The organism is Streptomyces sp. NRRL F-5650 (assembly GCF_000721365.1).
Classification (GTDB): Bacteria; Actinomycetota; Actinomycetes; order Streptomycetales; family Streptomycetaceae; genus Streptomyces; species Streptomyces ardesiacus.
This window is the reverse complement of record NZ_JOGV01000030.1, coordinates 77,600-99,092: the sequence shown is the minus strand read 5'-3', so window position 1 is coordinate 99,092 and position 21,493 is coordinate 77,600. Positions and strand designations below refer to the sequence as shown.

At 72.4% G+C, this 21,493-nt stretch carries 22 protein-coding genes, 1 tRNA gene and 1 pseudogene; 9 read left to right on the top strand and 15 right to left on the bottom strand.

The window, feature by feature from the left end:
• Positions 1-85 precede the first annotated feature (85 nt).
• Positions 86-547 (top strand): DoxX family protein, encoded by a 462-nt coding sequence (locus tag IG88_RS0124215; RefSeq protein WP_031044980.1) that lies wholly within the window; start codon positions 86-88, stop codon positions 545-547.
• A gap of 306 nt (positions 548-853) precedes the next feature.
• On the top strand, positions 854-1,483 hold the full coding sequence (locus tag IG88_RS0124210; RefSeq protein ID WP_031044978.1) for a DedA family protein: 630 nt from the start codon (positions 854-856) through the stop codon (positions 1,481-1,483).
• A gap of 34 nt (positions 1,484-1,517) precedes the next feature.
• Here the strand turns inward: IG88_RS0124210 and IG88_RS0124205 are convergent, their stop codons facing one another.
• Together IG88_RS0124205 and IG88_RS0124200 are read right to left on the bottom strand one after the other, a co-directional pair.
• The gene (locus IG88_RS0124205; protein ID WP_030399711.1) at positions 1,518-1,751 is read right to left on the bottom strand and encodes a DUF2277 domain-containing protein; all 234 of its coding nucleotides are present in this window, start codon (positions 1,749-1,751) and stop codon (positions 1,518-1,520) included.
• 4 nt (positions 1,752-1,755) lie between these two features.
• Positions 1,756-2,280 (bottom strand): GNAT family N-acetyltransferase, encoded by a 525-nt coding sequence (locus IG88_RS0124200; protein ID WP_031044976.1) that lies wholly within the window; start codon positions 2,278-2,280, stop codon positions 1,756-1,758.
• Between the two features lie 114 nt (positions 2,281-2,394).
• Between IG88_RS0124200 and IG88_RS0124195 the strand changes: the two genes are divergently transcribed.
• Positions 2,395-2,751, top strand: a complete 357-nt coding sequence (locus IG88_RS0124195) for a hypothetical protein (RefSeq protein WP_031044973.1) — start codon at positions 2,395-2,397, stop codon at positions 2,749-2,751.
• Between the two features lie 59 nt (positions 2,752-2,810).
• Here IG88_RS0124195 and IG88_RS0124190 read toward each other — a convergent pair whose 3' ends face one another.
• The 3 genes from IG88_RS0124190 to IG88_RS0124180 all read right to left on the bottom strand — a co-directional run bounded on the left by IG88_RS0124190 (position 2,811) and on the right by IG88_RS0124180 (position 4,173).
• Positions 2,811-3,473 carry a DUF305 domain-containing protein gene (locus IG88_RS0124190; protein WP_031044953.1) on the bottom strand — a complete coding sequence of 221 codons (663 nt, stop codon included), beginning with the start codon at positions 3,471-3,473 and terminating at the stop codon, positions 2,811-2,813.
• 84 nt (positions 3,474-3,557) lie between these two features.
• Positions 3,558-4,007 (bottom strand): DUF6153 family protein, encoded by a 450-nt coding sequence (locus IG88_RS0124185; protein WP_031044950.1) that lies wholly within the window; start codon positions 4,005-4,007, stop codon positions 3,558-3,560.
• Positions 4,008-4,098: 91 nt separating this feature from the next.
• Positions 4,099-4,173 (bottom strand) — tRNA-Val (locus tag IG88_RS0124180).
• Between the two features lie 229 nt (positions 4,174-4,402).
• On the opposite strand from IG88_RS0124180, the gene IG88_RS0124175 reads away from it, so the two are divergent.
• The 4 genes from IG88_RS0124175 (at position 4,403) to IG88_RS0124160 (ending at position 7,776) form a co-directional block, all read left to right on the top strand.
• Positions 4,403-5,173 (top strand): DUF4097 family beta strand repeat-containing protein, encoded by a 771-nt coding sequence (locus IG88_RS0124175; protein WP_031044948.1) that lies wholly within the window; start codon positions 4,403-4,405, stop codon positions 5,171-5,173.
• 71 nt (positions 5,174-5,244) lie between these two features.
• Entirely contained in the window at positions 5,245-6,648 is a 1,404-nt protein-coding gene (locus IG88_RS0124170; RefSeq protein ID WP_031044944.1) for a hypothetical protein, read from the top strand.
• A gap of 53 nt (positions 6,649-6,701) precedes the next feature.
• Positions 6,702-6,917: an FmdB family zinc ribbon protein gene (locus tag IG88_RS0124165; RefSeq protein WP_031044941.1), complete on the top strand. Its 216-nt coding sequence runs from the start codon at positions 6,702-6,704 to the stop codon at positions 6,915-6,917.
• An 88-nt stretch (positions 6,918-7,005) separates the two neighbouring features.
• Positions 7,006-7,776 (top strand): DedA family protein, encoded by a 771-nt coding sequence (locus tag IG88_RS0124160; protein WP_031044938.1) that lies wholly within the window; start codon positions 7,006-7,008, stop codon positions 7,774-7,776.
• Here the strand turns inward: IG88_RS0124160 and IG88_RS0124155 are convergent.
• From IG88_RS0124155 to IG88_RS0124145, 3 genes are all read right to left on the bottom strand, one after another.
• On the bottom strand, positions 7,694-8,506 hold the full coding sequence (locus IG88_RS0124155; protein WP_031044935.1) for a hypothetical protein: 813 nt from the start codon (positions 8,504-8,506) through the stop codon (positions 7,694-7,696). The genes IG88_RS0124160 and IG88_RS0124155 overlap by 83 nt on opposite strands.
• A complete protein-coding gene (locus tag IG88_RS0124150; RefSeq protein WP_031044932.1) occupies positions 8,506-11,013 on the bottom strand; it encodes a phosphoribosyltransferase in 2,508 nt (835 codons plus the stop codon). Before IG88_RS0124150 ends, IG88_RS0124155 begins: the two co-directional genes overlap by 1 nt.
• Positions 11,014-11,117: 104 nt before the next feature.
• A complete protein-coding gene (locus IG88_RS0124145) occupies positions 11,118-12,284 on the bottom strand; it encodes an HpcH/HpaI aldolase/citrate lyase family protein (protein ID WP_031044927.1) in 1,167 nt (388 codons plus the stop codon).
• Positions 12,285-12,492: 208 nt separating this feature from the next.
• Between IG88_RS0124145 and IG88_RS0124140 the strand changes: the two genes are divergently transcribed.
• On the top strand, positions 12,493-13,491 hold the full coding sequence (locus IG88_RS0124140; protein WP_031044925.1) for a TerD family protein: 999 nt from the start codon (positions 12,493-12,495) through the stop codon (positions 13,489-13,491).
• Positions 13,492-13,527: 36 nt separating this feature from the next.
• Here IG88_RS0124140 and IG88_RS0124135 read toward each other — a convergent pair whose 3' ends face one another.
• The 6 genes and pseudogenes from IG88_RS0124135 to IG88_RS0124110 form a co-directional block, all read right to left on the bottom strand.
• Positions 13,528-14,259, bottom strand: coding sequence for a TerD family protein (locus tag IG88_RS0124135; RefSeq protein ID WP_031044923.1), 732 nt, complete (start codon positions 14,257-14,259; stop codon positions 13,528-13,530).
• 151 nt (positions 14,260-14,410) lie between these two features.
• Positions 14,411-15,268, bottom strand: a pseudogene (locus IG88_RS0124130) (DUF475 domain-containing protein); the annotation flags it as partial.
• A gap of 49 nt (positions 15,269-15,317) precedes the next feature.
• Entirely contained in the window at positions 15,318-15,893 is a 576-nt protein-coding gene (locus IG88_RS0124125; RefSeq protein WP_031044916.1) for a TerD family protein, read from the bottom strand.
• A 178-nt stretch (positions 15,894-16,071) separates the two neighbouring features.
• On the bottom strand, positions 16,072-16,647 hold the full coding sequence (locus IG88_RS0124120; protein ID WP_030399727.1) for a calcium homeostasis/redox stress adaptation protein: 576 nt from the start codon (positions 16,645-16,647) through the stop codon (positions 16,072-16,074).
• A 139-nt stretch (positions 16,648-16,786) separates the two neighbouring features.
• Positions 16,787-17,245 (bottom strand): peroxiredoxin, encoded by a 459-nt coding sequence (locus IG88_RS0124115; protein WP_030399728.1) that lies wholly within the window; start codon positions 17,243-17,245, stop codon positions 16,787-16,789.
• Between the two features lie 147 nt (positions 17,246-17,392).
• Positions 17,393-17,830, bottom strand: a complete 438-nt coding sequence (locus IG88_RS0124110) for a DUF3052 domain-containing protein (protein WP_030399729.1) — start codon at positions 17,828-17,830, stop codon at positions 17,393-17,395.
• 422 nt (positions 17,831-18,252) lie between these two features.
• On the opposite strand from IG88_RS0124110, the gene aceE reads away from it, so the two are divergent.
• Positions 18,253-21,009 (top strand): pyruvate dehydrogenase (acetyl-transferring), homodimeric type, encoded by a 2,757-nt coding sequence (gene aceE / locus IG88_RS0124105; protein ID WP_031044911.1) that lies wholly within the window; start codon positions 18,253-18,255, stop codon positions 21,007-21,009.
• A 120-nt stretch (positions 21,010-21,129) separates the two neighbouring features.
• Here the strand turns inward: aceE and IG88_RS0124100 are convergent, their stop codons facing one another.
• Complete coding sequence (locus IG88_RS0124100; RefSeq protein ID WP_031044909.1) at positions 21,130-21,435, bottom strand: hypothetical protein; 306 nt, start codon at positions 21,433-21,435, stop codon at positions 21,130-21,132.
• Between the last annotated feature and the right edge of the window lie 58 nt (positions 21,436-21,493).

The following is a 21,493-nucleotide window of genomic DNA, read 5'->3' as shown; positions in this document are numbered from 1 at the left end:
GGCAGCCCACTCGGTTCCGTCCCCCATCGGCCACGCCCCGGCCGGTCGACCGAAGGAGCAACCCCCCATGCCCGGACGCCTCAACCTGCCAGGACGCCTCGACAGCGCCGGTGCCCAGCCCTACGTCCTCGGCCTGTTCCGCATAGTCGTCAGCCTGCTCTTCGCCTGCCACGGCGCCGCCTCCCTCTTCGGCGTCCTCGGCGGCGCGGCGGGGTCGGGCGGCACCATCGAGGCGGGCACCTGGCCGGGCTGGTACGCGGCCGTGATCCAACTGGTCGGCGGCGGCCTGGTCCTGCTGGGCCTGGGCACCCGCCCGGCCGCGGTCATCTGCTCCGGCTCCATGGCCTACGCCTACTTCAAGGTGCACCAGCCGGGCGCCCTGTGGCCGCTGGAGAACGGCGGTGAGGCTCCCGCCATGTTCTGCTGGGCCTTCCTGCTGCTCGCCTTCACCGGTTCCGGCGCGTTCGGCGTGGACCGCCTCCTCGCCCGGCGCTCCGCCGAGCGGGAGCAGCCCGCCCCGGAACGGCAGACACCGGTCGCGGCCTGACCCCGGCCGCTCCGCGTCGGCGGTGCCTCCTGCGCGGGGGCACCGCTGTCGCACGTGAGGACGGACGGCCCGAGGGGCGGGACGGCACGGCGGACAGGCAAGCAGGCGGGCAGGCGGGCAGGCGGGGTACGGCGCGGGTGACGCCGTTGTGAACGTCCCGCACCGAACGCACAAGCCCCCTGTGAACCCTCTGTCACACCCCGGGCGTACGCTGTATGGCTGTCATTGGCCGCTCCTGCCGTCCCCGCGTCTCGCGGCATGGCCCGGCCCGCGGGGGAGCTATCGGGAGTAGTGGTGGTCGAGAGTCTGCTGGGAAGCATCGGGTCGCTGGTCAGCAGCCCATGGATTTACGTGCTGGTGGCCGTCTCGGTGCTCCTCGACATCTTCCTGCCGGTGCTGCCGAGCGGCGTCCTGGTGATCACGGCGGCTACGGCGGCGGCCGCCGGTTCGGGAGCCGCGGCCGCCGGACGGGTCCCGCAGGACGTCCCCGACATCCTCGTCCTGACGCTCTGCGCCGCTGCCGCATCCGTCGCCGGAGACCTGGCCGTCTACCGACTCGCCTGGCGCGGCGGGGCGCGCCTGGACCGCGCCATCGCCCGTTCCCGGCGGCTGACCAGCGCGCAGGAACGTCTTGGCGATGCGCTGGCCCGCGGTGGCGGCGCCCTCGTCGTCCTGGCCCGCTTCGCCCCGGCCGGCCGCTCGGTCGTCTCCCTCGTCGCCGGGGCGGCCCACCGCCGGGTCCGCGAGTTCCTCCCCTGGTCCGCCCTCGCCGGGCTGGCCTGGGCCGCCTACAGCGTCGCCCTCGGCTACTTCGGCGGCCAGTGGCTGGGCGCGAGCTGGCTGGCGGCGGGGGTGTCACTGGCGGCGCTCTTCGGCGCGGGGGCGGGCGCGGCATACCTGATGCGCCGCCAGCCCCGGGCGAGCGAGGCGTCGTAGCGGACCGGACCGCGCGCGGCCCCGGCGAACGGGGTCAGGAGGCGCGTCGCGCGCCCGCGCCTCCCCGTATCTCCAGGCCGTCCAGCAGCTCGGCGGTGGCGTCGGCGACGGCCTCGACGGCCCGTTCGAAGACCTCCCGGTTGTGCGCGGCGGGCGCCCGGAAGCCGGAGACCTTGCGGACGTACTGAAGGGCGGCGGCCCTGATCTCGTCCTCGGTGGCCTCCTCGGCCAGCACGGGCGGACGCAGGGTCTTGATACTGCGGCACATGACGTCAGTCCTCCCTCTCCAGGCCGACGCGCCAGTCGTTCGACCTGATCCAGTGGCCCTTCGGATACTCGAAGTCGACCTGGCCGAACAGCGTGAACCCGGCCTTCCGGCAGACCGCGTTCGAGGCGGCGTGGCCGACGCCCGGAAAGGCGTGCAGATACCGGCCCGCCCCGGCCGGGCGAGCCGCCTCCCGTACGGCGCGGGCAGCCCGCACGGCCAGCCCGCGCCCCTGGAACTCCGGCAGCACACCCCACCCGGTCTCCCAGACCTCGGCGCCCTGCCAGGTCCGCTGCCAGTACCCGACGGAGCCGACGGTCTCGCCGCCGTCCGCCAGGACCACCCGGTACATCCGCCCCGTCGCCGGCTCGACGTGCCGGGCCAGGAGCCGGTCCTCGCTCTCGGGGCCGCCCAGGTGGGCGGTCATCTCCGGGCTGTTGAGCCTGCGCAGCAGCCACAGGTCCTCCTCCGCCCAGGGGGCCAGACGCACCCGCTCCCCGCCGGCTCCGGTCCGCTCGCTCACGCCGTCCATGTGTTCACCGTAGGGCAGGGGTCTGACAGCCGGGCCGGGCCGGGGAGCCACCCGTTCGCGTGAACCGCGGAAGGGAACGCGCGTCCCAAAATCGAACAGGCGTATCATTGAGGTGTGGCTACGACCTATGATTTTCCCAGTGACCTCCTCGCCGGTCAGGAGGAACTGCATCAGGTCCGGGCCGAGCTGTCGGCCCTGCTGAAGAGACTTCCGTGGTCCGTCGAACCGGTCGACGGGTTCAGCGACGACAACGGCTGGCGCAAGGTCGAGCGCCCCGCCTCGCCCGGCTGGTCGGCGGACGAGCAGGCCGAGGTGGAGAAGCTCCGGCAGCGCGAGCGCGAGCTGGCCGTCTTCGTCAGCACCCACCGCTACTGGTCGCAGACAACCGGCCCCGACCGGGTGCGGGCCCGGTCGGAGCTGAAGCACGCCCACGAGGGCCCGCCTCCCCAGGCCCCGCCCGGGGACGCCTGAGGAGCGCCGCCCGGGCAGGGCCGGAAGGCAAGGGAGGACGGACGGCCGGAAGCGGAGGCTCAGTCCTTGCCGAGGAGCTTGTTCATCTCGGTGATCTCGGCGTTCTGTGCGGTGACGACGTCCTCGGCGAGGGCCTTGGCCGGGGCGTAGCGGCCCTTCGCCTTCTCGGTCCCGGCCATCTCGACGGCGCCCTCGTGGTGCTCGACCATCATGGTCAGGAACATCGTGTCGAACGCCCGGCCCGAGGCCCGCTCCAGCTTCGCCATGTCCGCGCCGTCCATCATCCCGGGCATGCCCGCGTGCCCCGAGTGGTCCGTGCCGCTCATCGCCTCCGGCACCTCCTCGCCCCAGGCCGTCAGCCAGCCGGTCATGGTCGTGATCTCCGGGTCCTGGGCCTTCTCGATGCGCGCGGCGAGGTCCTTGACCGCGGGCGACGCCGACCGGTCAGCGGCCAGCCGTGCCATGTCGAGCGCCTGCCGGTGGTGCGGGATCATGCCCTGCGCGAAGGCGACGTCCTGGGCGTTGTGCGCGTTCTCGCCGGTCTCGCTCCCGGCGCCGCCGCCGGCCTCGGCGGGCGCGGACGCGGAGCCGTGCGGGCTGCCGTCGTGACCGCCGCCGGTGCCGCCGTCGCCGTCGCCTCCGCAGGCGGCGAGGACGAACGCGGCGGTGGCCGTGGCCGCCACCAGGACGGTGCGGCGCGTGCGGGTACGGATGCTGTTCATGGGTGAACTCCTGCTCTGGGAAGGGGGGATCGACATGCCGGTGCACCACGCCGCGCTCGGGCGGCGCGGGTGCGGGGGCGGTGTCTATATCCGCAGGAGCTGGAGTTCGGCGAGGGTGGGCGGTGCCCGCGCTCCGTCCGGCGCGTCGGGCGCGTACGCGCGTACGGTCCCCTCGCACCCGACGACCGGGACCGGGTCGGGGACGGGCGCGGGCAGCACCGGTCCGTCGCTCACCGCGCCGGAGGCGCACACCGCGTCGGCGTGCCGGAGGTGTCCGCCGCCGCAGGAGCCGTCGCCCGGCGGGCACCCCGCGTGCGTCCCGCTCGCGGGGGACGTGTGCGTACCGGTGCCGGCGGCGGCCGTCGTCGCCGCAGACGACGACGTGTGCGGCGGGTGCCCGGCGGTGTGGTCCGTGAGGCCGCCGCCGGGTGCCAGGCCGTGCATGCCGAGGAGCCCGGCGAGCAGTCCGAGCACGCACACGGCCTGCCACCACCGCGCGGGCGGTCGCCGGAGGTGCTGCTCGGGGCTCGTCACGGACCTCATCCTAGGGAGCGCGGGTACGACCGCACGCGTAAGGCCCCCGGAAGGACTCCGGGGGCCTTCGCACCGGCGACGGCGCCGGTCCTGGTGGGCGCGGACGGTTTCGAACCGCCGACATCCTGCTTGTAAGGCAGGCGCTCTACCCCTGAGCTACGCACCCAGGACGAGTCGACAGCCTACATGGCCCGGGGCGCTGCCCGGCAAACACGTTCGCGCCGTTCCCGGGCGTACGGGCCGGGGGTTAACCCCACCAGGGATCCGGTAGCGGCCCGGATCCCGGCCGGGGGCCCGTGCTCCGTAGGGTCGCCAGAGCCTCCCCGGAAGGTCGCCGCCACCGCGGAACGGCCCAGGGTGCGGCACCTCGTCGTCCGTTCCAGGGGGAGACCGTCATGACCGCCCGTACCGTTCCCGTCCGCGCGCTCGCCGCCGCCGGCGCCGTCGCCGTCCTCGTCGCGGGCCTGAGCGCCTGCGCCTCCGCCTCGGACGACAAGGACCCCGAGCACCGGTCGTTCGACCTGCCGGGCCGCACGCTCACCGTCGACTCCGACGACTCCGCCCTGGAACTGGTCGCCTCGGACGACCAGGAGTCCGGGAAGATCCAGGTCACCCGGTGGTTCTCCGGTTCGGTGGCCGTCGGTTCGGACCCGAAGGCGACCTGGAAGATGGACGGCGACCGGCTGGTGCTGCGGATGCACTGCTCCGGGGTCATCGCCGACTGCGCGGCCAGGCACCGCGTCGAGGTGCCGCGCGGCGTCGCCGTCAAGGTGAAGGACGGGGACGGCAGCGTGCGGGCGAGCGGGTTCAAGGACGCGTTGAACATCCGTACCGGCGACGGCTCCGTGCACGTCAGCGATTCGACCGGGCCGCTGGAACTGCGCACCGACGACGGGTCCGTGCAGGCCGAGGTCTCCTCCCGCCGGGTGAGCGCGCAGACCGGTGACGGTTCGGTCCGGCTGCGGCTCGGTGCCGTACCGGACCGGGTGGAGTCCCGTACGGGCGACGGTTCGGTGACGATCTCGCTGCCCCGGGCGACGTACCGGGTGACGACGCACACCGGGGACGGCTCGGTCGACGTGTCCGTGCCCACGGACGGCGCCAGCGCTCACGTGGTCGACGCCCGGTCCGGTGACGGCAGGATCACGGTCCGGACGGCGAACTGACCGGCCCGTGTGTTCGTCCTCAACGGGTGGGAGAATGAACCCGGGCAGGACGGACGACACGGGAGAGTGATGTGACGGCGACGCCATCGCAGCCGTACTCGCCGATGGCGGTGCGCGCCCGGCGCGCGCCGCGCAGCTCCCGCCGCCGGGCGACCGGCGCGGCCCGTGACGCGATCACGCTGCTGGGCCTGCCGCTGCTCGCCGCGCTGGCCCTGCCCGCCGCGTTCGCCGGGGGCGGCACGCGCCGCTGGTTCGGCGGGCGGGCCGAGAGCCAGCGGGCCGAGGCGCAGGCCGCGAAGGACGACGCGGCCGCCGCCTTCTACGAGCTGGACACCGCCCAGCGGGACCTGCGGATCTCGATAGAGACGATCGCGGCCGTCGACTCCTCCCCCGCGGCCCGGCGCGCCGTCTCCGACTTCGAGGCCCTGGGCCGGCGCATCGACGAGGTCAGCCACCAGTACATCAGCGCGGTCGACGCCCACGACCTGGACCGGGACGACCTGGAGGCCTCCGCCGCCTCCCGCGCCCGCGCCGAACTGACCGCCGCCAGGACCGAGCTGGGCCGGGTCAAGCAGGACCTCGACCGCTTCGCCGAGGGCCTCGGTCCCCTCCTCGGCAAGGCCGAGACCCAGCTGGCCCGGCTGGCACCCGCCGTGGAGCGTGCCCGGCAGGCCCTGCTCGCGGCCTCCAACGCCCTGGACACCGTGCGCGGGTCCGGACTGAAGGCGGACGACCTCGCCGCCCGGCTCGCCGCCCTCGGCCCGGAGCTGACCCGGCTGAACCAGGGCGCGGGACAGCACGGGGTGCCCGAGACCCTGGACCGGGCCGCGCGGGTCACCCGGGAGGCCGAGGCGGTCCGCGCCGAGGCGGAACGGCTGCCCGAGCGCGCCGCCGAGATCGACCACCGCCTGGTCTCCCTGCGCACCCGCGCCCAGGCCCTGACCACCCGCACCGGGCAGGTCGAGCCGGTCCTGAGCGAGCTGCGGCGCCGTTTCACCGCCGCCTGCTGGCAGGACCTCCAGCAGGTGCCGGACCAGGCCGCCGAATCGGTTCGGCAGGCCGAGCGCAAGCTGTCCGAGGCGCAGGCCGCCCGCGACGCACAGCGCTGGCCCGACGCGACCGCCCTGTTGTCGACGGTACGGGCGCTGCTGAACTCGACCGACGAGGCCGTCTCGGCCGCCGGCGACCGGCTGAGCCGGCTGAACGCCGTGCAGAAGGACCCGCAGCAGGAGATCGAGCGCACCCGCTTCGCCGTCCGCGACGCCCAGCGCCTGGCCATGGCGGGGCGCAACACCCCGGAGCCGCGGCACGCGCGCCCCCTGGACGAGGCCGTGGCGCGGCTGGAGCGGGCGACCGGCACGCTGGAGGGGCGCCACCCCGACTACTGGCACTTCCTGACGGAGACGGAGGCCGTCCGGCAGGCGGTGGCCCGGGTCGTCGCCCTGATCCGCGAGGAGCGCGGGGCCGGTCACTGACCGCCTCGCCCGACCGGGGTCCGCCGGCGGGCCGTGCCGGTTAACCTGTGCGCATGCCTCGCTACGAGTACCGCTGCCGGAGCTGCGGCGACACCTTCGAACTGAGCCGTCCCATGGCCGAGTCCTCGGCTCCCGCCGCCTGCCCGGCGGGTCACGAGGACACGGTGAAGCTGCTGTCGACGGTCGCGGTCGGCGGCTCGTCCTCCGCGCCCGCGCCCTCGTCGGGCGGCGGCGGAGGCGGCTGCTGCGGCGGGGGCTGCTGCGGCTGATCCCGGCGGGGCCGCGCTCCCGGTGGACGCGGCCGCCCGGTGCCCTTTCCTCAGGCTCCCTTCAGCCGCGTCTTTCTAGCGTGGCGTCATGACAGCCATCGCAGCGCAGCCGGCCGCGGACAGCGGCGCGGCCCCGCAGTGGATCAACGACCTCATGGACGCCCTCGGAGCGCCGGGAGCCGGTCTCGCCATCGCCCTGGAGAACCTCTTCCCTCCGCTGCCGAGCGAGGTGATCCTGCCGCTCGCCGGGTTCGCCGCGAGTTCCGGCCGGATGAACCTGATCGCCGTCCTGCTGTGGACGACCGCGGGTTCGGTGATCGGCGCGCTCGCCCTGTACGGCATCGGCGCGCTGCTGGGGCGGGACCGGACGGTGGCGCTGGCGGGCAGGCTGCCGCTGGTGAAGGTGTCCGACATCGAGAAGACGGAGGCCTGGTTCCTCAGGCACGGGACGAAGGCCGTCTTCTTCGGCCGGATGATCCCCGTCTTCCGCAGCCTGATCTCCGTGCCCGCGGGTGTCGAGCGGATGCGGCTGCCCGTCTTCCTGGCCCTGACGACCCTGGGCAGCGCGATCTGGAACACGGTGTTCGTGCTGGCCGGCTACGCGCTGGGCGACAACTGGTCCGAGGTCTCCGGCATCGCCTCGGCGTACTCGAAGGTGATCCTCGCCGGGGCCGCCCTGGCGCTGCTGGTCTTCGCCGTCCTGCGCCTGCTGCGGCCGGGCGCCGGTCACCGCAGGCGCGGCGGCCGGGGACGCGACGGGGACCCGGAGGACGGGCTCACCGAGCCGGGCGCGCCGCGCGCAGGAACTCCCGGAGGATCCGCTCCCCGGCCGCCACGCCGCGCTCGGGCAAGGCGCTGACCGCCGGGGCCGTCCACCCGGAGTCGGCCAGTTCGCCGTGGCCCGGGCGCCAGCCGCGGTCGGCGGCGAGCAGCAGGTCGGCGTCGAGGAGCGAGTCGCCCGCGGCGAGGGTGAGTTCGGCACCGGTGCGGCGGGCGACCTCGCGCACGGCGGCGCTCTTGGTGAGCGGCTTGGGCACGGCGTAGATCTTGCGGCCCTGGAGGGAGACGGTCCAGCCGCGGTTCTCGGCCCACACGGCGAGTTCCTTCACCCAGTCCGGGGGCAGCAGGTCGCGTTCGACCACCAGGTAGGCGAAGAGGTCCTCGGCGACCCGGTGCTTGCGCACCCACAGCGGGTCGGCCGTCTTCGCCAGGTGGTCGCGGACCTCGGCCAGCGAGGCGCATTCGTCGGCCAGCCGGGCGGTCACCCGGGCGTGCCAGGCGGGGTCGGAGACGCCGTCCACGAGCAGGTGGCCACCGTTGGCGCAGATGGCGTACGCGGGCGCGGGGCCGGGGAGGTTGATGCGCCGGTACTGCTCGCGGGTGCGGGTGGTGACCGGCACGAAGACCGCCGTGTCGCCGAGTTCGGCGAGCAGGCGGGCGGCCGTCTCCGTCAGGTAGGACAGGGGCCTGCCCTCGTAGACCTCCACGCACAGCAGCCGCGGCGCCTGCGCGTCGGGCACGGTCAGGCCGAGCGCGGCGGCGGAGTAGATGAGCGTGCGGTCGAGGTCGCTGGCGACGAGCACCGGCATCAGCGCGTCACCGCCTTGCCGTCGGCGCCGGTGGCGCCCCGCGTGTACCGGGGGTGGATCAGCCCGACGCAGGTGTACGGCAGGTCGGCGACCTCCTCCACGGGCACGCCCCGCTGCTCTGCCAGCAGGCGGACGTGGTCCAGGTCGGCGCCGGCGCCGGAGCGGGCCAGCACCTTCCACGGCACGCGGCGCAGCATCACCCGGGTGGTCTCGCCGACGCCGGGCTTGACGAGGTTCACGTCGTGGATGCCGTACTCCTCGCTGATGCGCTCCACGGCTGCCCAGCCCTCCCAGGTGGGGGTGCGGTCGGCGGAGAGGAGGTCCTTGGCCTGGGCGTCGACCGTCTCCGTGACGTCCGGGAAGCGGGCGGAGACGGCGTCGAGGAAGGCCGGGGACAGGTCGGCGGCGGCCAGCTCGCGGTAGAACTTGGCGCCGTGGAAGTCGTGCGGGCCGACCAGGTCGGCGCGGAGCACGGTGCGCGATATCAGGCCGGAGACGGTGGAGTTGAGGCACGCGGAGGGGATGAGGAAGTCGTCACGGGTGCCGTAGGTGCGCACGCAGGAGCCGGGGTCGGCCAGTACGGCGATCTCCGGGTCGAAGCCGGTGATCCCGTCGGAGACCTCGAAGTCGCGCAGGGCGGCGGCGAGTTCGCGGGTGATGGCGCCCTTGCCGGTCCAGCCGTCGACGAAGACGACGTCGGCGGGGTCGTGGTGGGCGGCCAGCCAGCGCAGGGCGTTGGCGTCGATGCCCCGGCCCCGGACGATCGACACCGCGTAGTGCGGGAGGTCGAGACCGTGCCGGAACCGCGCCCAGCGGCGCATCAGGACGCCGACCGGGGTGCCCGCCCGGGCGAGGGAGACCAGGACGGGGCGGGGCGAGCGCTCCGCGAGCACGACCTCGGTGACGGCGCCGACGGCGCGCGCCAGCCGCGCGGCGGACGCCTCCAGCGCCGCGTGGAACAGCTCCTGGTACTGCTCGCTGGGCTGGTACTCCACGGGCAGCGACTCGGCGTAGTGGGCACCGCCGCGCTGGATGGCCTCCTCGCGCTCCTCGGTCGGCGCCTCCAGGGTCACGTCGGAGAGGTCCTGGAGGAGCCAGCCGACCTCGTCGGGCGCGTACGAGGAGAAGGCGGGGCCGCGCAGCGGCTCGGGCAGCATGGAGGGCCTTTCGGGGGCGTGCGGGGCCCGCGGGACGTACGAGGGGACGACCGCGAGCAGGACGTGGGGGACGTGGGCGGCGAGCCGGGCGGCCAGTCCGTCCGGGGCGTGCAGCGCGGGGGTGTCGGCGACCGAGTCGACGACGGCGACCACGGCGTCGAAGCCGGCGCCCGCGACGTTGTAGGCGTAGCGCTCGCCGGGGCCGTCGTCCGGGTCGTCGTGCGCGGGGAAGACCAGGCGGGTGCGGATGGCGTAGCCGGGGTCGTCGACGGCGAGGACGGGTGAGCGGGTGGTGGTGGAGTAGCGCACCTCGACGCCGTCGCCGACGGTCCGCTCCAGCGCGTGGGCCAGGCGCAGGGGGGCGTACATGAGTTCCTCGAAGCCGAGGACGAGCACGCGCCGGGCCCCTGCGGGCAGGGCCCGGGCGATCCGCGCCGCCATGCCGGGCAGGGCGCCCTCCAGCCGGTTGCGGTCCGCGGCGGTGAACCCGTGCCGTCCGCCGTCGGGCACGTCGTGGGGCCAGCGCAGGTCGACGCGGACGGCGGAGCCGGGCGGCGCCTCGCCGGGCGCCGCCGCCGACGCCTGGGGGGCCGCTTCCGTGGCCGCCGCCTCGTGCCGGGCGACCAGTTCCTGCCCCTTCTCCAGCACCCCGGGCGGCAGCCGGACCGTGCCGGAGGCGGTGGTCACCAGGTCGACGCGGGCGCCTATCTCCCGGGCGAGGCCGTCCAGGCGGCCGGCGTCGGCGGGCGAGCGCATGTCGACGAGGGCCACCACCACGTACCGCGTGCGGGGGTAGCGCTCGTGCAGGGCGCGGACGGTGTTGAGCACCGTGTTGCCGGTGGAGAACTCGTCGTCGACCAGGACCAGCGGGCCGTCCCCGGCCAGCAGGGCCGGGTCCTCGGGCAGCAGGAGGTGGGAGGTCGCGTGCGAGTGGGACTCCTCGAAGCCGCCCGCGCGGGCGACCCCGGGGACCGCGCGGCGGGTGGAGTGCAGGTACGGGGCGGTGCCCAGGCCGTCGGCGACGGAGTGGCCCAGTCCGGTGGCGGTCTCCGCGTAGCCGAGGACGACCGCGCGGGCGGCCGCGTCGGCGCCGAGCAGGTCGCGCACGCGCCGGCCGAGGGCGACGCCGTGGCCGTAGACGACGGAGGGCGACTGGGGGACGTGCTTGCCGAGCACGTGGGAGACGAGCAGGTGCGCCCGCTTGGGGTTGCGGCGCAGGGCGAGCCCCAGCAGGCCGGTCAGCGCCTCGTCGCCGGTGAGTTCGACGCCGAGCCGCTCGGCGACCCAGGTGCCGGACCAGACTCCGGCCTCGTCGCCCACGGCGTGCGCGGCGTGCGCCCTGTCGGTCATGTACTCGTGCCTCCCGTCGTGCGCCGCGGCGTGCGCCCGGCGTCGGTCATGGATCGCTGGCGTCCGGTCGCCCGGCGGTCAGCTTGCGTCCGGTCGCCCGGCGGTCAGTCGGACAGGCCGGCGGCGAGCAGTTCCACGAAGCCGATGTCCTCGTTCGCCACCCCGAAGACCTCGGCGCGCAGCAGGGTCCGCTCGGCCCAGGCGCGGTGGGGCTTCACCTCGTTCATCTTGTTGGTGTAGGCCGACCTCATCACGCCCCCGCCGCAGCGTTCGGGCCGCAGGATGTCCTGGGCGTCGCTGAACTCCTCGTGGCTGACGACGGACAGCGCGTGCACGGGGAGCACGTGCGAGGGGTGGATGCAGGTCTTGCCCAGCAGGCCGTTGGCCCGGTCGAGGGAGATCTCGCGCAGCAGTCCGTCCATCGAGTGCTCGATGAGCTTCTGGCGCAGTTCGACGGCCTGCCCCTCGAGGAAGGGGCTCTGGCGCAGTTGCGGTTTGAACATGCGCTCCTGGACGCGGAAGTACTCCCACACGGGCCCGGTCACCGTGAAGCCGGTGCCGTCGGCGCGGGCGAGCATGTTCACCACGTCGGCGATCACGGAGGCGACGATCTGCACGTCGTAGGCCGTCATGTCGGGGCCTCTGCGCAGCCCGTAGGAGGAGCAGAAGTCGGTCACGCCGAGCCGCAGGGCGAGCACGCGGTCGCGGTACTTGTCGACCGCGCGGAAGATCCCCTCCAGCGTCTGCACCCGGGACTCGCGGTAGAGCAGGTCCGGGGACTCCAGCACGGGCATGGCGAAGAGCCTGCGGCCGGTGGCGGCCTCGGCGGCGGTGAGCGCCTCCAGGAAGGGCACGCCGCGTTCCTCGGTGAACTTCGGCAGCACGAACCCGGACAGCAGTCGCACGGCGGGGCCCAGGCGCCGTACGAGGTCGGGTATCTGCTCGGGGGTGCGGACCCGGACGAACAGCAGGGGGACGCCGTCGCCGGAACGTTCCGCCAGGTCCGTGAGATGGCGGACGAGGTTCGCCTCGCCGAACGGCACCTCGGCGTCGTCGATCGAGTCCTCCAGGCACAGGACCATCGACACCACCCCGCGCGCGCCCTGCTTCAGGATGTCGCCGGCGAGGTTCGGCCGGGTGGCCGGGCTGTAGAGGGTGGCACCCAGCGCCGCGGACAGCAGCCGGGCCGGGGAGTCGGCCGTGAACGAACAGGGCTCCTGATGGAAGAGCCGCTTCCGCACTTCAGGGGCCATCTGTCCGAAATGACGCATCTGAACTCCCCCGTGGTGTCTGGGCAACCTGTGAACCGCCGAAAGGTGGCCGGTAATAGTACGTACGTATCCATGTCGGAGGTTCCCACCGGGCATGAATTCCAGGTAACCCCGCCGTGTCGGCGGCGGCGACCCGGGGCACGCGCGCTCGTCCCGCGTACCCGCCCCCGCGTTGTCGTGACCAGGACGGAGAGGGCAGGATGACGGCATGACGCACGCGATGCTGAAGGGGTCGAACGTCCCACTGCAAGCCACCACGGTACGCGCCGTGCTGCGCTGGGCCCCCGGGCAGGGGGTCCCCGACGTGGACGCCTCCGCGCTGCTGCTCGGGACGGACGGGCGCGTGCGGTCCGACGAGGACTTCGTCTTCTACAACCAGCCCCGGCATCCCTCCGGCCAGGTCTGGCGGCTCGGCAAGAAGCGGGTGGCCGAGGGCCTGACCGACACGATCCAGACGGACCTCGCCGGCGTCGAGCCCTCCGTGAGCCGCATCCTGCTGGTCGCCTCGGCGGACGGCGCCGCCTTCGACCGGGCCGCGTCGCTGCGCATCCTGCTGTACGACGCGGCGGCGGGCGACGCGGAACCGCTGGCCCACTTCGACGTCAAGCCGGAGACGGGCGAGGAGACGGCGCTGATCTGCGGCGAGCTGTACCGGCGCGGAGAGGGCTGGAAGTTCCGGGCGCTGGGCGAGGGCTACTCCAACGGACTCAAGGGCCTGGCGACCGACTTCGGCATCTCGGTGGACGAGTCGGAGGGGGCGGACGATCCCATGGCGGCCCCGGGTCCCGAGCCAACCGCGCCCGCCCCCGCTCCCGCGCCCTCCGCTCCGTCCCAGTCCACTCCCGGCCCGCCCACGCCCGCCCAGTCCGCACCGGCGCCGTCCGTGGCCGCTCCCCCGGTGACCGGTCCCGACGAGCCGACGGCGGTGCAGCCCCTGCCCGACGTCTCGCGGCCGCTGCCGCCCGAGCAGCCCACCGGCGTGCCCGCGCAGCCCGGATACGGCTACCCCCAGCCGCCGGCCGCCCGGCCCGCGTACGGCTACCCCCAGCCGCCCGCCGCCCGGCCGGGGTACGGGTATCCGCAGGCACCCGCCGCGGCCGGGGCCGCCGGGGCGCAGTCGGGGTACGGCTATCCGCAGCCGGTCACCCAGGCGCCCGACCCGGACTTCCGGCTGCCCCCGCAGGGACCGCAGTTCGTGGGCCGGTAGGCGTCCGGCACCTCGGGCGCGGTCCCGGGTCCGGCGTTACGCCTTGCTCTTGTGCCCCCGGCCCCACTGCAGTCCCCAGCCGTAGAGCCGGTCCAGTTCGCCCTGGAAGCCGTAGACGAACTTCACCTCGCGGCGGACGAGGATCTCGTCCTTGACGTTCTCGATCATCACCACGGCGCAGGACCGGGCCTGCGGGTGGCGCTCGTCGAGGCCGATCTCGATGCGGGGGCCGTTGCTCGGGTAGAGCGTGACGACGGCGTGCGTCCGGTCGAAGGCGGGGGTCTGGTCGTAGATGTAGGCGAAGAGCAGCAGGCGCTTGATGGCGTCCTTGTGGTCGAGGTTGATGTAGAGCGTCTCGCCGGAGGCCGAACCGAAGCGGTCGTCACCGCTGAGCTTGACGTAGGGCGGGGCGTTCACCTCGCCCAGGAAGCCGCCGAGCGGCTGGACCACCCCGCGGGTGCCGTCCATCAGTTCGTAGAGGCAGCCGAGGTCGAGGTCGACGTTGACCATGCTCTGGCTGTGGCCCACGACCTCGGGGGGTTTGAGGGCCTTGAAGGGATGCCGCAGCAGGCTCTCGCGCTGGACGCCCGAGATGTCGGAGGTCCGCATCCGCCAGGAGAGGTTGACGCGGAGGTTGCCGGTCGCCGCGCCCTGCTTGGTCAGGGAGACCTGGCTGTGCCGTTTGGTGAGCTGGATGGAGTTGGTCGCCGCGCTGCCCGAGTCGAACTCGGACTCGCGGCCTCGCCACAGCCCGTCCAAGAAGCCCATTCCCGCCCCACCTTCTCGTCACCGCCGACGGGGCGGCCCCGAGGAGTCGTCCTCGTCGGCCGCCCCGCTCAGAGCGTTCCTCGTCCGGGCCGGGTTCACACCCGGGGCACGGGCGCACCGGGAGCGCGCGCCGGCCCGGAGTCAGGGGTCACACCCCGGAGGAGACCTCCGCCTTCGAGTTGGTGATGGCGAAGGCGCCGATGACGCCGTCGAAGGAGAACGACGCGTCCAGGACCTCCAGGTAGAGGAACATGAAGAACGCGGCCTTGCCCGCCAGTTTGACGGCCGACTTGGGCTTGCCGGTGCGGGCGGCCCGTTCCTCCTCCTCGTGCTCGCGTTCCTCCTCCTCTTCGAGTTTGTCCTCGAAGTAGCCGGAGAGACCGCCGACGATCATGTAGGTGATCAGTCCCGCGATACCGGCCAGCAGGACGGTCTCCGCCTTGTCCGCGTGGGCGCCGCCGTGCTGGTGGGCGTGGGCGCCGAAGGTGAGCGCGGAGACGAGCAGGACGACCAGGGCGATGCAGACCGACAGCATGTCGACCTTGCCGAGCTTGGCCAGCGGGCGCTCCAGCCAGGCCAGCCACTTGATGTCCCGGTCCTCGAAGATGAAGTCCAGGAAGATCATCAGCAGGAACATGCCGCCGAAGGCGGCGATCGACGGGTGGGCGTCGGTCACCAGTTCCTGGTAGCGGTCCTTGTCGGTGAGGGCGAGGTCGACGGCCTCGATCGGTCCGAGCTGGGCGCTGATGGCGACGATGACGACCGGGAAGACCAGGCGCATGCCGAACACGGCGATGAGGATGCCGATGGTGAGGAAGATCTTCTGCCAGAAGGCATTCATCTTCTTCAGGATCCCGGCGTTGACCACCGCGTTGTCGAAGGACAGCGAGATCTCCAGGATGGAAAGGATCGCCACGATGCCGAAAGCGGTCCACCCCCCGTAGAAGACCGCTGCGACCAGGCCGAGCGCGGTGACCGCGAACGACCAGCCGAAGGTTTTCAGAAGCACTGGCTACCCAATCGTGTGTGTACGGGGCTCCCCCGCGCCGTACTCGGCTTTACGAAACGTTGACTCCGAAGTCTAGAGCGATACCACGGAGCCCCGACGCGTACCCCTGCCCCACTGCACGGAACTTCCACTCGCCCTGGTAGCGGTAGAGCTCGCCGAAGATCATCGCGGTCTCGGTGGAGGCGTCCTCGCTGAGGTCGTAGCGGGCCAGCTCCTGGCCGTCGGCCTGGTTGACGACCCGGATGAAGGCGTTGCTGACCTGGCCGAAGGTCTGGCCGCGCTCGTCGGCCATGTGGATCGAGACCGGGAAGACGATCTTGTCGCAGTGGGCGGGCACCCGGGAGAGATCGATCAGCAGCGACTCGTCGTCGCCCTCGCCCTCGCCGGTGAGGTTGTCGCCGGTGTGCTCGATGGAGCCGTCCGGGCTCGTGAGCTGGTTGTAGAAGACGAACCACTCGTCGCCGAGCACCCGTCCGCCGCTGCACACGAGCGCGCTCGCGTCGAGGTCGAAGGGTGCTCCGGTGGTGGAACGCGCGTCCCAGCCGAGCCCGACCAGTACCTGCGTGAGGTTCGGTGCGACCTTGGACAGGGAGACGTTGCCGCCCTTGGCAAGCGTGACGCCCATGATGATGGTCCCTCCCCGGGTGATGGTTCTTGGGTTTCCTGCGCGTCCGGCGCCGCACGTAAACCGTGCGGCGCCGGACGTGTCGAGACCGTGGCCCCGCCGGACGATCGGGGCCGTCGTCCCCGGCCGCTGCGCCCCTCGGACGCCGGCCGCTCAGGTGCTCAGATTGCTCAGGTGCTCAGACGTTGACGCCGAAGTCCTGCGCGATGCCGCGCAGGCCGGAGGCGTAGCCCTGGCCGATGGCCCGGAACTTCCACTCCGCGCCGTGCCGGTACAGCTCGCCGAAGACCATGGCGGTCTCCGTGGAGGCGTCCTCGCTCAGGTCGTACCGGGCGATCTCGGCCTCGCCGGCCTGGTTGACGACGCGGATGAACGCGTTGCGGACCTGACCGAAGGACTGCTGGCGGTTCTCGGCGTCGTAGATCGAGACCGGGAAGACGATCTTCTCGATGTCGGCCGGGACGGTCGCGAGGTTGATCTTGATCTGCTCGTCGTCGCCCTCACCCTCACCGGTGAGGTTGTCACCGGTGTGCTCGACCGAGCCGTCCGGGCTCTTCAGGTTGTTGAAGAAGACGAAGTGCGCGTCACTGGCGACCTTGCCGGAGCTGTTCAGCAGCAGCGCGCTGGCGTCCAGGTCGAAGTCGGTACCGGTCGTGGTGCGGATGTCCCACCCCAGACCGACGATGACCGCGGTCAGGCCGGGGGCCTCCTTGGTCAGCGATACGTTGCCGCCCTTGCTGAGGCTGACTCCCACGAGTCCTCCATTGGTGTCCAGGGGCGGGATGCCCCGTAGTGCGTGGATGTCGGATCAACGAGTCGATCCTAGTGACGGGTTCCCGCGCCCCGCAGTCCCCGCCGCCGACCCGTCACGTGGTGTCGGCGGCGGGCGCCGCTCACAGGGTGTCGAGCGCCTTCACGTACGCGCTCAGGTCGCGGGCGTCCGGCAGACCGTTGACCACGGTCCAGCGCACGACGCCCTCCTGGTCGATGATGAAGGTGCCGCGGACGGCGCAGCCCTTGTCCTCGTCGAAGACGCCGTAGGCGCGCGAGACGTTGCCGTGCGGCCAGAAGTCGGAGAGCAGCGGGTACTCCAGGCCCTCCTGCTCGGCGAAGACGCGCAGGGTGTGGATGGAGTCGTTGGAGACGGCGAGCACCTGGGTGTCCCGGTCGGAGAACTGCGGCAGGTTGTCGCGCACCTCGCACAGCTCGCCCGTGCACACACCGGTGAAGGCGAAGGGGTAGAAGAGCAGCACGACGTTCTTGCGGCCGCGGAAGTCGGACAGCCGGACCGTCGCGCCGTGGTTGTCCTTCAGTTCGAAGTCGGGGGCCTTGTCGCCGACCTGGATCGTCATGTCCCGTTCGTCCCTTCCGCAGGAAGTCGTCCGTGGGTGGTTCGCTGGAAACACCCTACGCAGGGACGGCCGCGGCCTCGCGGACGGGCCGACGGCGGTCGGCCGCCGGCCCGTCCGGGGTCCGCTCGGAAGCGGGAGCCCGGAGGGCTACCGCTTGGACTTGGCGGCCTTGGGCGTCGCCAGCCGGCTGCCGCTCCAGTCCTTGCCGACGCTGACGCTCTTGGACGCCGTCAGTCCGGCGGTCGTGGAGGCCTCCGAGATGTCACTGGCCTCGACGTAACCGTCACGGCCGGTCTTCGGCGTGAGAAGGAGGATCGACCCGCCCTCTTCGATGTACGTGGTGGCATCCACCAGCGCATCCGTCAGGTCGCCGTCGTCGTCACGGAACCACAGCACGACGGCATCGGCCACGTCCTCGTAGTCCTCGTCCATCAGCTCGCCCTCGACGGCGCTCTCAATGGCCTCGCGGAGCTCCTGGTCGACGTCGTCGTCGTAGCCGATCTCCTGGACCACCTGCCCGGGCTGGAAACCCAGCCTGGCGGCAGGGTTCGTCCGCTCCTCCGCGTGGTCCGCGGTCGCGCTCACGGGTTGCCTCCTGATCATGTTCGGTAGATGTTCCGGGGCCTCGCGCGTGCGCGAAGCCTGGCCGTAGTCCACACGGGCGGGACGGATCGCGCAAGTACCCGGCGTCTGGGACCGCCGAAACGGTGACGATCCCGGCCGTGTCGCCGCAACTCCAGCCGCGCCGCCCAGCTCGAAGGTGACGTACACCACACCTATCTGCCCCGTTTGCGTATTTGGGAACCATGCGTGGGTACGAAACTCGAATGAACGTGCCCCCGATTCTCGTGGGAGAACCGGTTACCCCACGGTACAGATGACGATTGCCCCCGCGAGGTGGACGATGGGGCTCCGGCGGGGGAATCGGCGCAGAGACCCGGGAAGGACACCCGGGACACCCGGGAAGGACACCCGGAACAACGGCCCTCCGACAGCGAAGGAACAGCGTGGCTTCCGCATCCGATCGCAGTGATCGCAGTCCGATCATCATTGGCGGCCTTCCGAGTCAGGTTCCTGACTTCGACCCCGAGGAAACCCAGGAGTGGCTCGACTCCCTCGACGCCGCCCTCGACGAGCGCGGCCGGGAGCGGGCCCGGTACCTGATGCTGCGGCTGATCGAGCGCGCCCGCGAGCAGCGCGTGGCCGTGCCCGAGATGCGCAGCACGGACTACGTCAACACCATCCCGACCAAGAGCGAGCCGTTCTTCCCCGGCAACGAGGAGATCGAGCGCAAGATCCTCAACGCCACCCGCTGGAACGCCGCGGTGATGGTCTCGCGCGCGCAGCGGCCCGGTATCGGCGTCGGCGGCCACATCGCGACCTTCGCCTCCTCCGCCTCGCTGTACGACGTGGGCTTCAACCACTTCTTCCGGGGCAAGGACGAGGGCGACGGCGGCGACCAGGTCTTCTTCCAGGGGCACGCGTCCCCCGGCATCTACGCGCGCGCGTACCTGCTCGACCGGCTGAGCGAGCGGCACCTGGACGGCTTCCGGCAGGAGAAGTCCAAGGCGCCGTACATGCTGTCCTCGTACCCGCACCCGCGGTCGATGCCGGACTTCTGGGAGTTCCCGACGGTCTCCATGGGCCTCGGCCCGATCGGCGCGATCTTCCAGGCGCGGATGAACCGCTACATGCACGCGCGCGGGATCGCGGACACCTCCCGGTCGCACGTGTGGGCCTTCCTCGGCGACGGGGAGATGGACGAGCCGGAGTCGCTGGGCCAGTTGTCGATCGCCGCGCGGGAGGGCCTGGACAACCTGACCTTCGTGGTCAACTGCAACCTGCAGCGCCTGGACGGCCCGGTGCGCGGCAACGGGAAGATCATCCAGGAGCTGGAGTCGGTCTTCCGGGGCGCCGGCTGGAACGTGATCAAGCTGGTCTGGGACCGCACCTGGGATCCGCTGCTCGCCCAGGACCGCGACGGCGTGCTGGTCAACCGCATGAACACCACCCCGGACGGCCAGTTCCAGACCTACGCCACCGAGTCCGGCGCCTACATCCGCGAGCACTTCTTCGGCGACGACCACCGGCTGCGCAAGATGGTCGAGAACATGACCGACCAGCAGATCCAGCACCTGGGGCGCGGCGGCCACGACCACCGGAAGATCTACGCGGCGTACAAGGCGGCCCTGGAGCACAAGGGCCAGCCGACGGTGATCCTGGCCAAGACGGTCAAGGGCTGGACGCTGGGCCCGAACTTCGAGGGCCGCAACGCCACGCACCAGATGAAGAAGCTGACGGTCGACGACCTCAAGCGCTTCCGCGACCGGCTGCACCTGCCGATCTCCGACAAGGAGCTGGAGTCCGGCCCGCCGCCGTACTACCACCCGGGCCGGGACACCGAGGAGATGCAGTACATGCACGACCGGCGCCTGGCCTGCGGCGGGTACGTGCCGACCCGGGTGGTGCGGTCGAAGCCGCTGGCACTGCCGGACGACAAGGCGTACGCGACCGTGAAGAAGGGGTCGGGCCAGCAGTCCATCGCGACGACGATGGCCTTTGTGCGTCTACTCAAGGACCTCATGCGGGACAAGGAGATCGGCAAGCGGTTCGTGCTGATCGCACCGGACGAGTACCGCACGTTCGGCATGGACTCCTTCTTCCCGAGTGCGAAGATCTACAACCCGCTCGGGCAGCAGTACGAGTCCGTGGACCGGGACCTGCTGCTCGCCTACAAGGAGGCGCCGAACGGGCAGATGCTGCACGACGGCATCTCCGAGGCGGGCTGCACGGCCTCGCTGATCGCGGCCGGCTCGGCGTACGCCACGCACGGCGAGCCGCTCGTCCCGGTGTACGTCTTCTACTCGATGTTCGGTTTCCAGCGCACCGGCGACCAGTTCTGGCAGATGGGCGACCAACTGGCGCGCGGTTTCGTGCTGGGCGCGACCGCGGGGCGCACGACCCTGACCGGTGAGGGCCTCCAGCACGCCGACGGGCACTCGCAGCTCCTCGCCTCGACCAACCCGGCGTGCGTGGCGTACGACCCGGCGTTCGGTTTCGAGATCGCGCACATCGTCAAGGACGGCCTGCGCCGGATGTACGGCGGGGACGAGCAGCACCCGCACGGCGAGGACGTCTTCTACTACCTCACCGTCTACAACGAGCCCATCCGGCACCCGGCCGAGCCCGAGAACGTGGACGTCGAGGGCATCCTCAAGGGCATCCACCGCTTCAGCGAGGGCACGGGCGGCTCGGTCCCGGCGCAGATCATGGCCTCGGGCGTCGCGGTGCCGTGGGCCGTGGAGGCGCAGCGCATCCTCGCCGAGGAGTGGAACGTGCGCGCCGACGTCTGGTCGGCGACCTCCTGGAACGAGCTGCGGCGCGAGGCCGTGGCGTGCGAGGAGCACAACCTGCTGCACCCGGAGGAGGAGCAGCAGGTGCCGTACGTGACGCGGAAGCTGGCGGGTGCGCAGGGGCCGTTCGTGGCGGTGTCCGACTGGATGCGGTCGGTGCCGGACCAGATCGCGCGGTGGGTGCCGGGGACGTACCAGTCGCTGGGCGCCGACGGGTTCGGGTTCGCGGACACGCGCGGGGCGGCGCGGCGGTTCTTCCACATCGACGCCGAGTCGGTCGTCGTGGCCGTGCTGAGCGAGCTGGCCCGGGAGGGCAAGGTGGACCGGTCGGTGCTGAAGCAGGCGGTCGACCGCTACCGGCTGCTCGACGTGACGGCGGCGGACCCGGGGGCGGCCGGCGGGGACGCGTAGCCACGGCCCGGTCCGGACCGCACATGGCTCACCCCCGCCCGTCGCGGGCGGGGGTGAGCCATGTGCGGGTGAGCCGCGCGGGAACGCCGTGCGCGGGCGGCGGGTGATGCCGCGCTGCGGCTAGAACATCCCCTGGCCCGGCGCCGTCGCTCCGACGAGCGCGACGAGTGCCAGGAGCGTGTCGATGCCGCCCAGGGCCACGGCGACCACGGCCGGCACCGGGCGGGGCCCCGTCCAGCTACGGCCCATCGCGAACCATCCGCAGACGATCGCCGCTGGGCCGAGCACGATGCCCAGCGCGAAGAAGCCGGCGACCGCGCAGACGACTCCGACCACCGCGAGCGTCGCGCGGTCCGGCCCGGTCCGTGACCACGTCCGGCCACGTGAGCGGGGGTGCCTGCGCGATCCCTGTCCGAAGCTCGCCATCTTCAACTCCCTCGACTCCTCGTGGAGTTCGGGTACCCGCGAGTGGGGAGTCATGCCT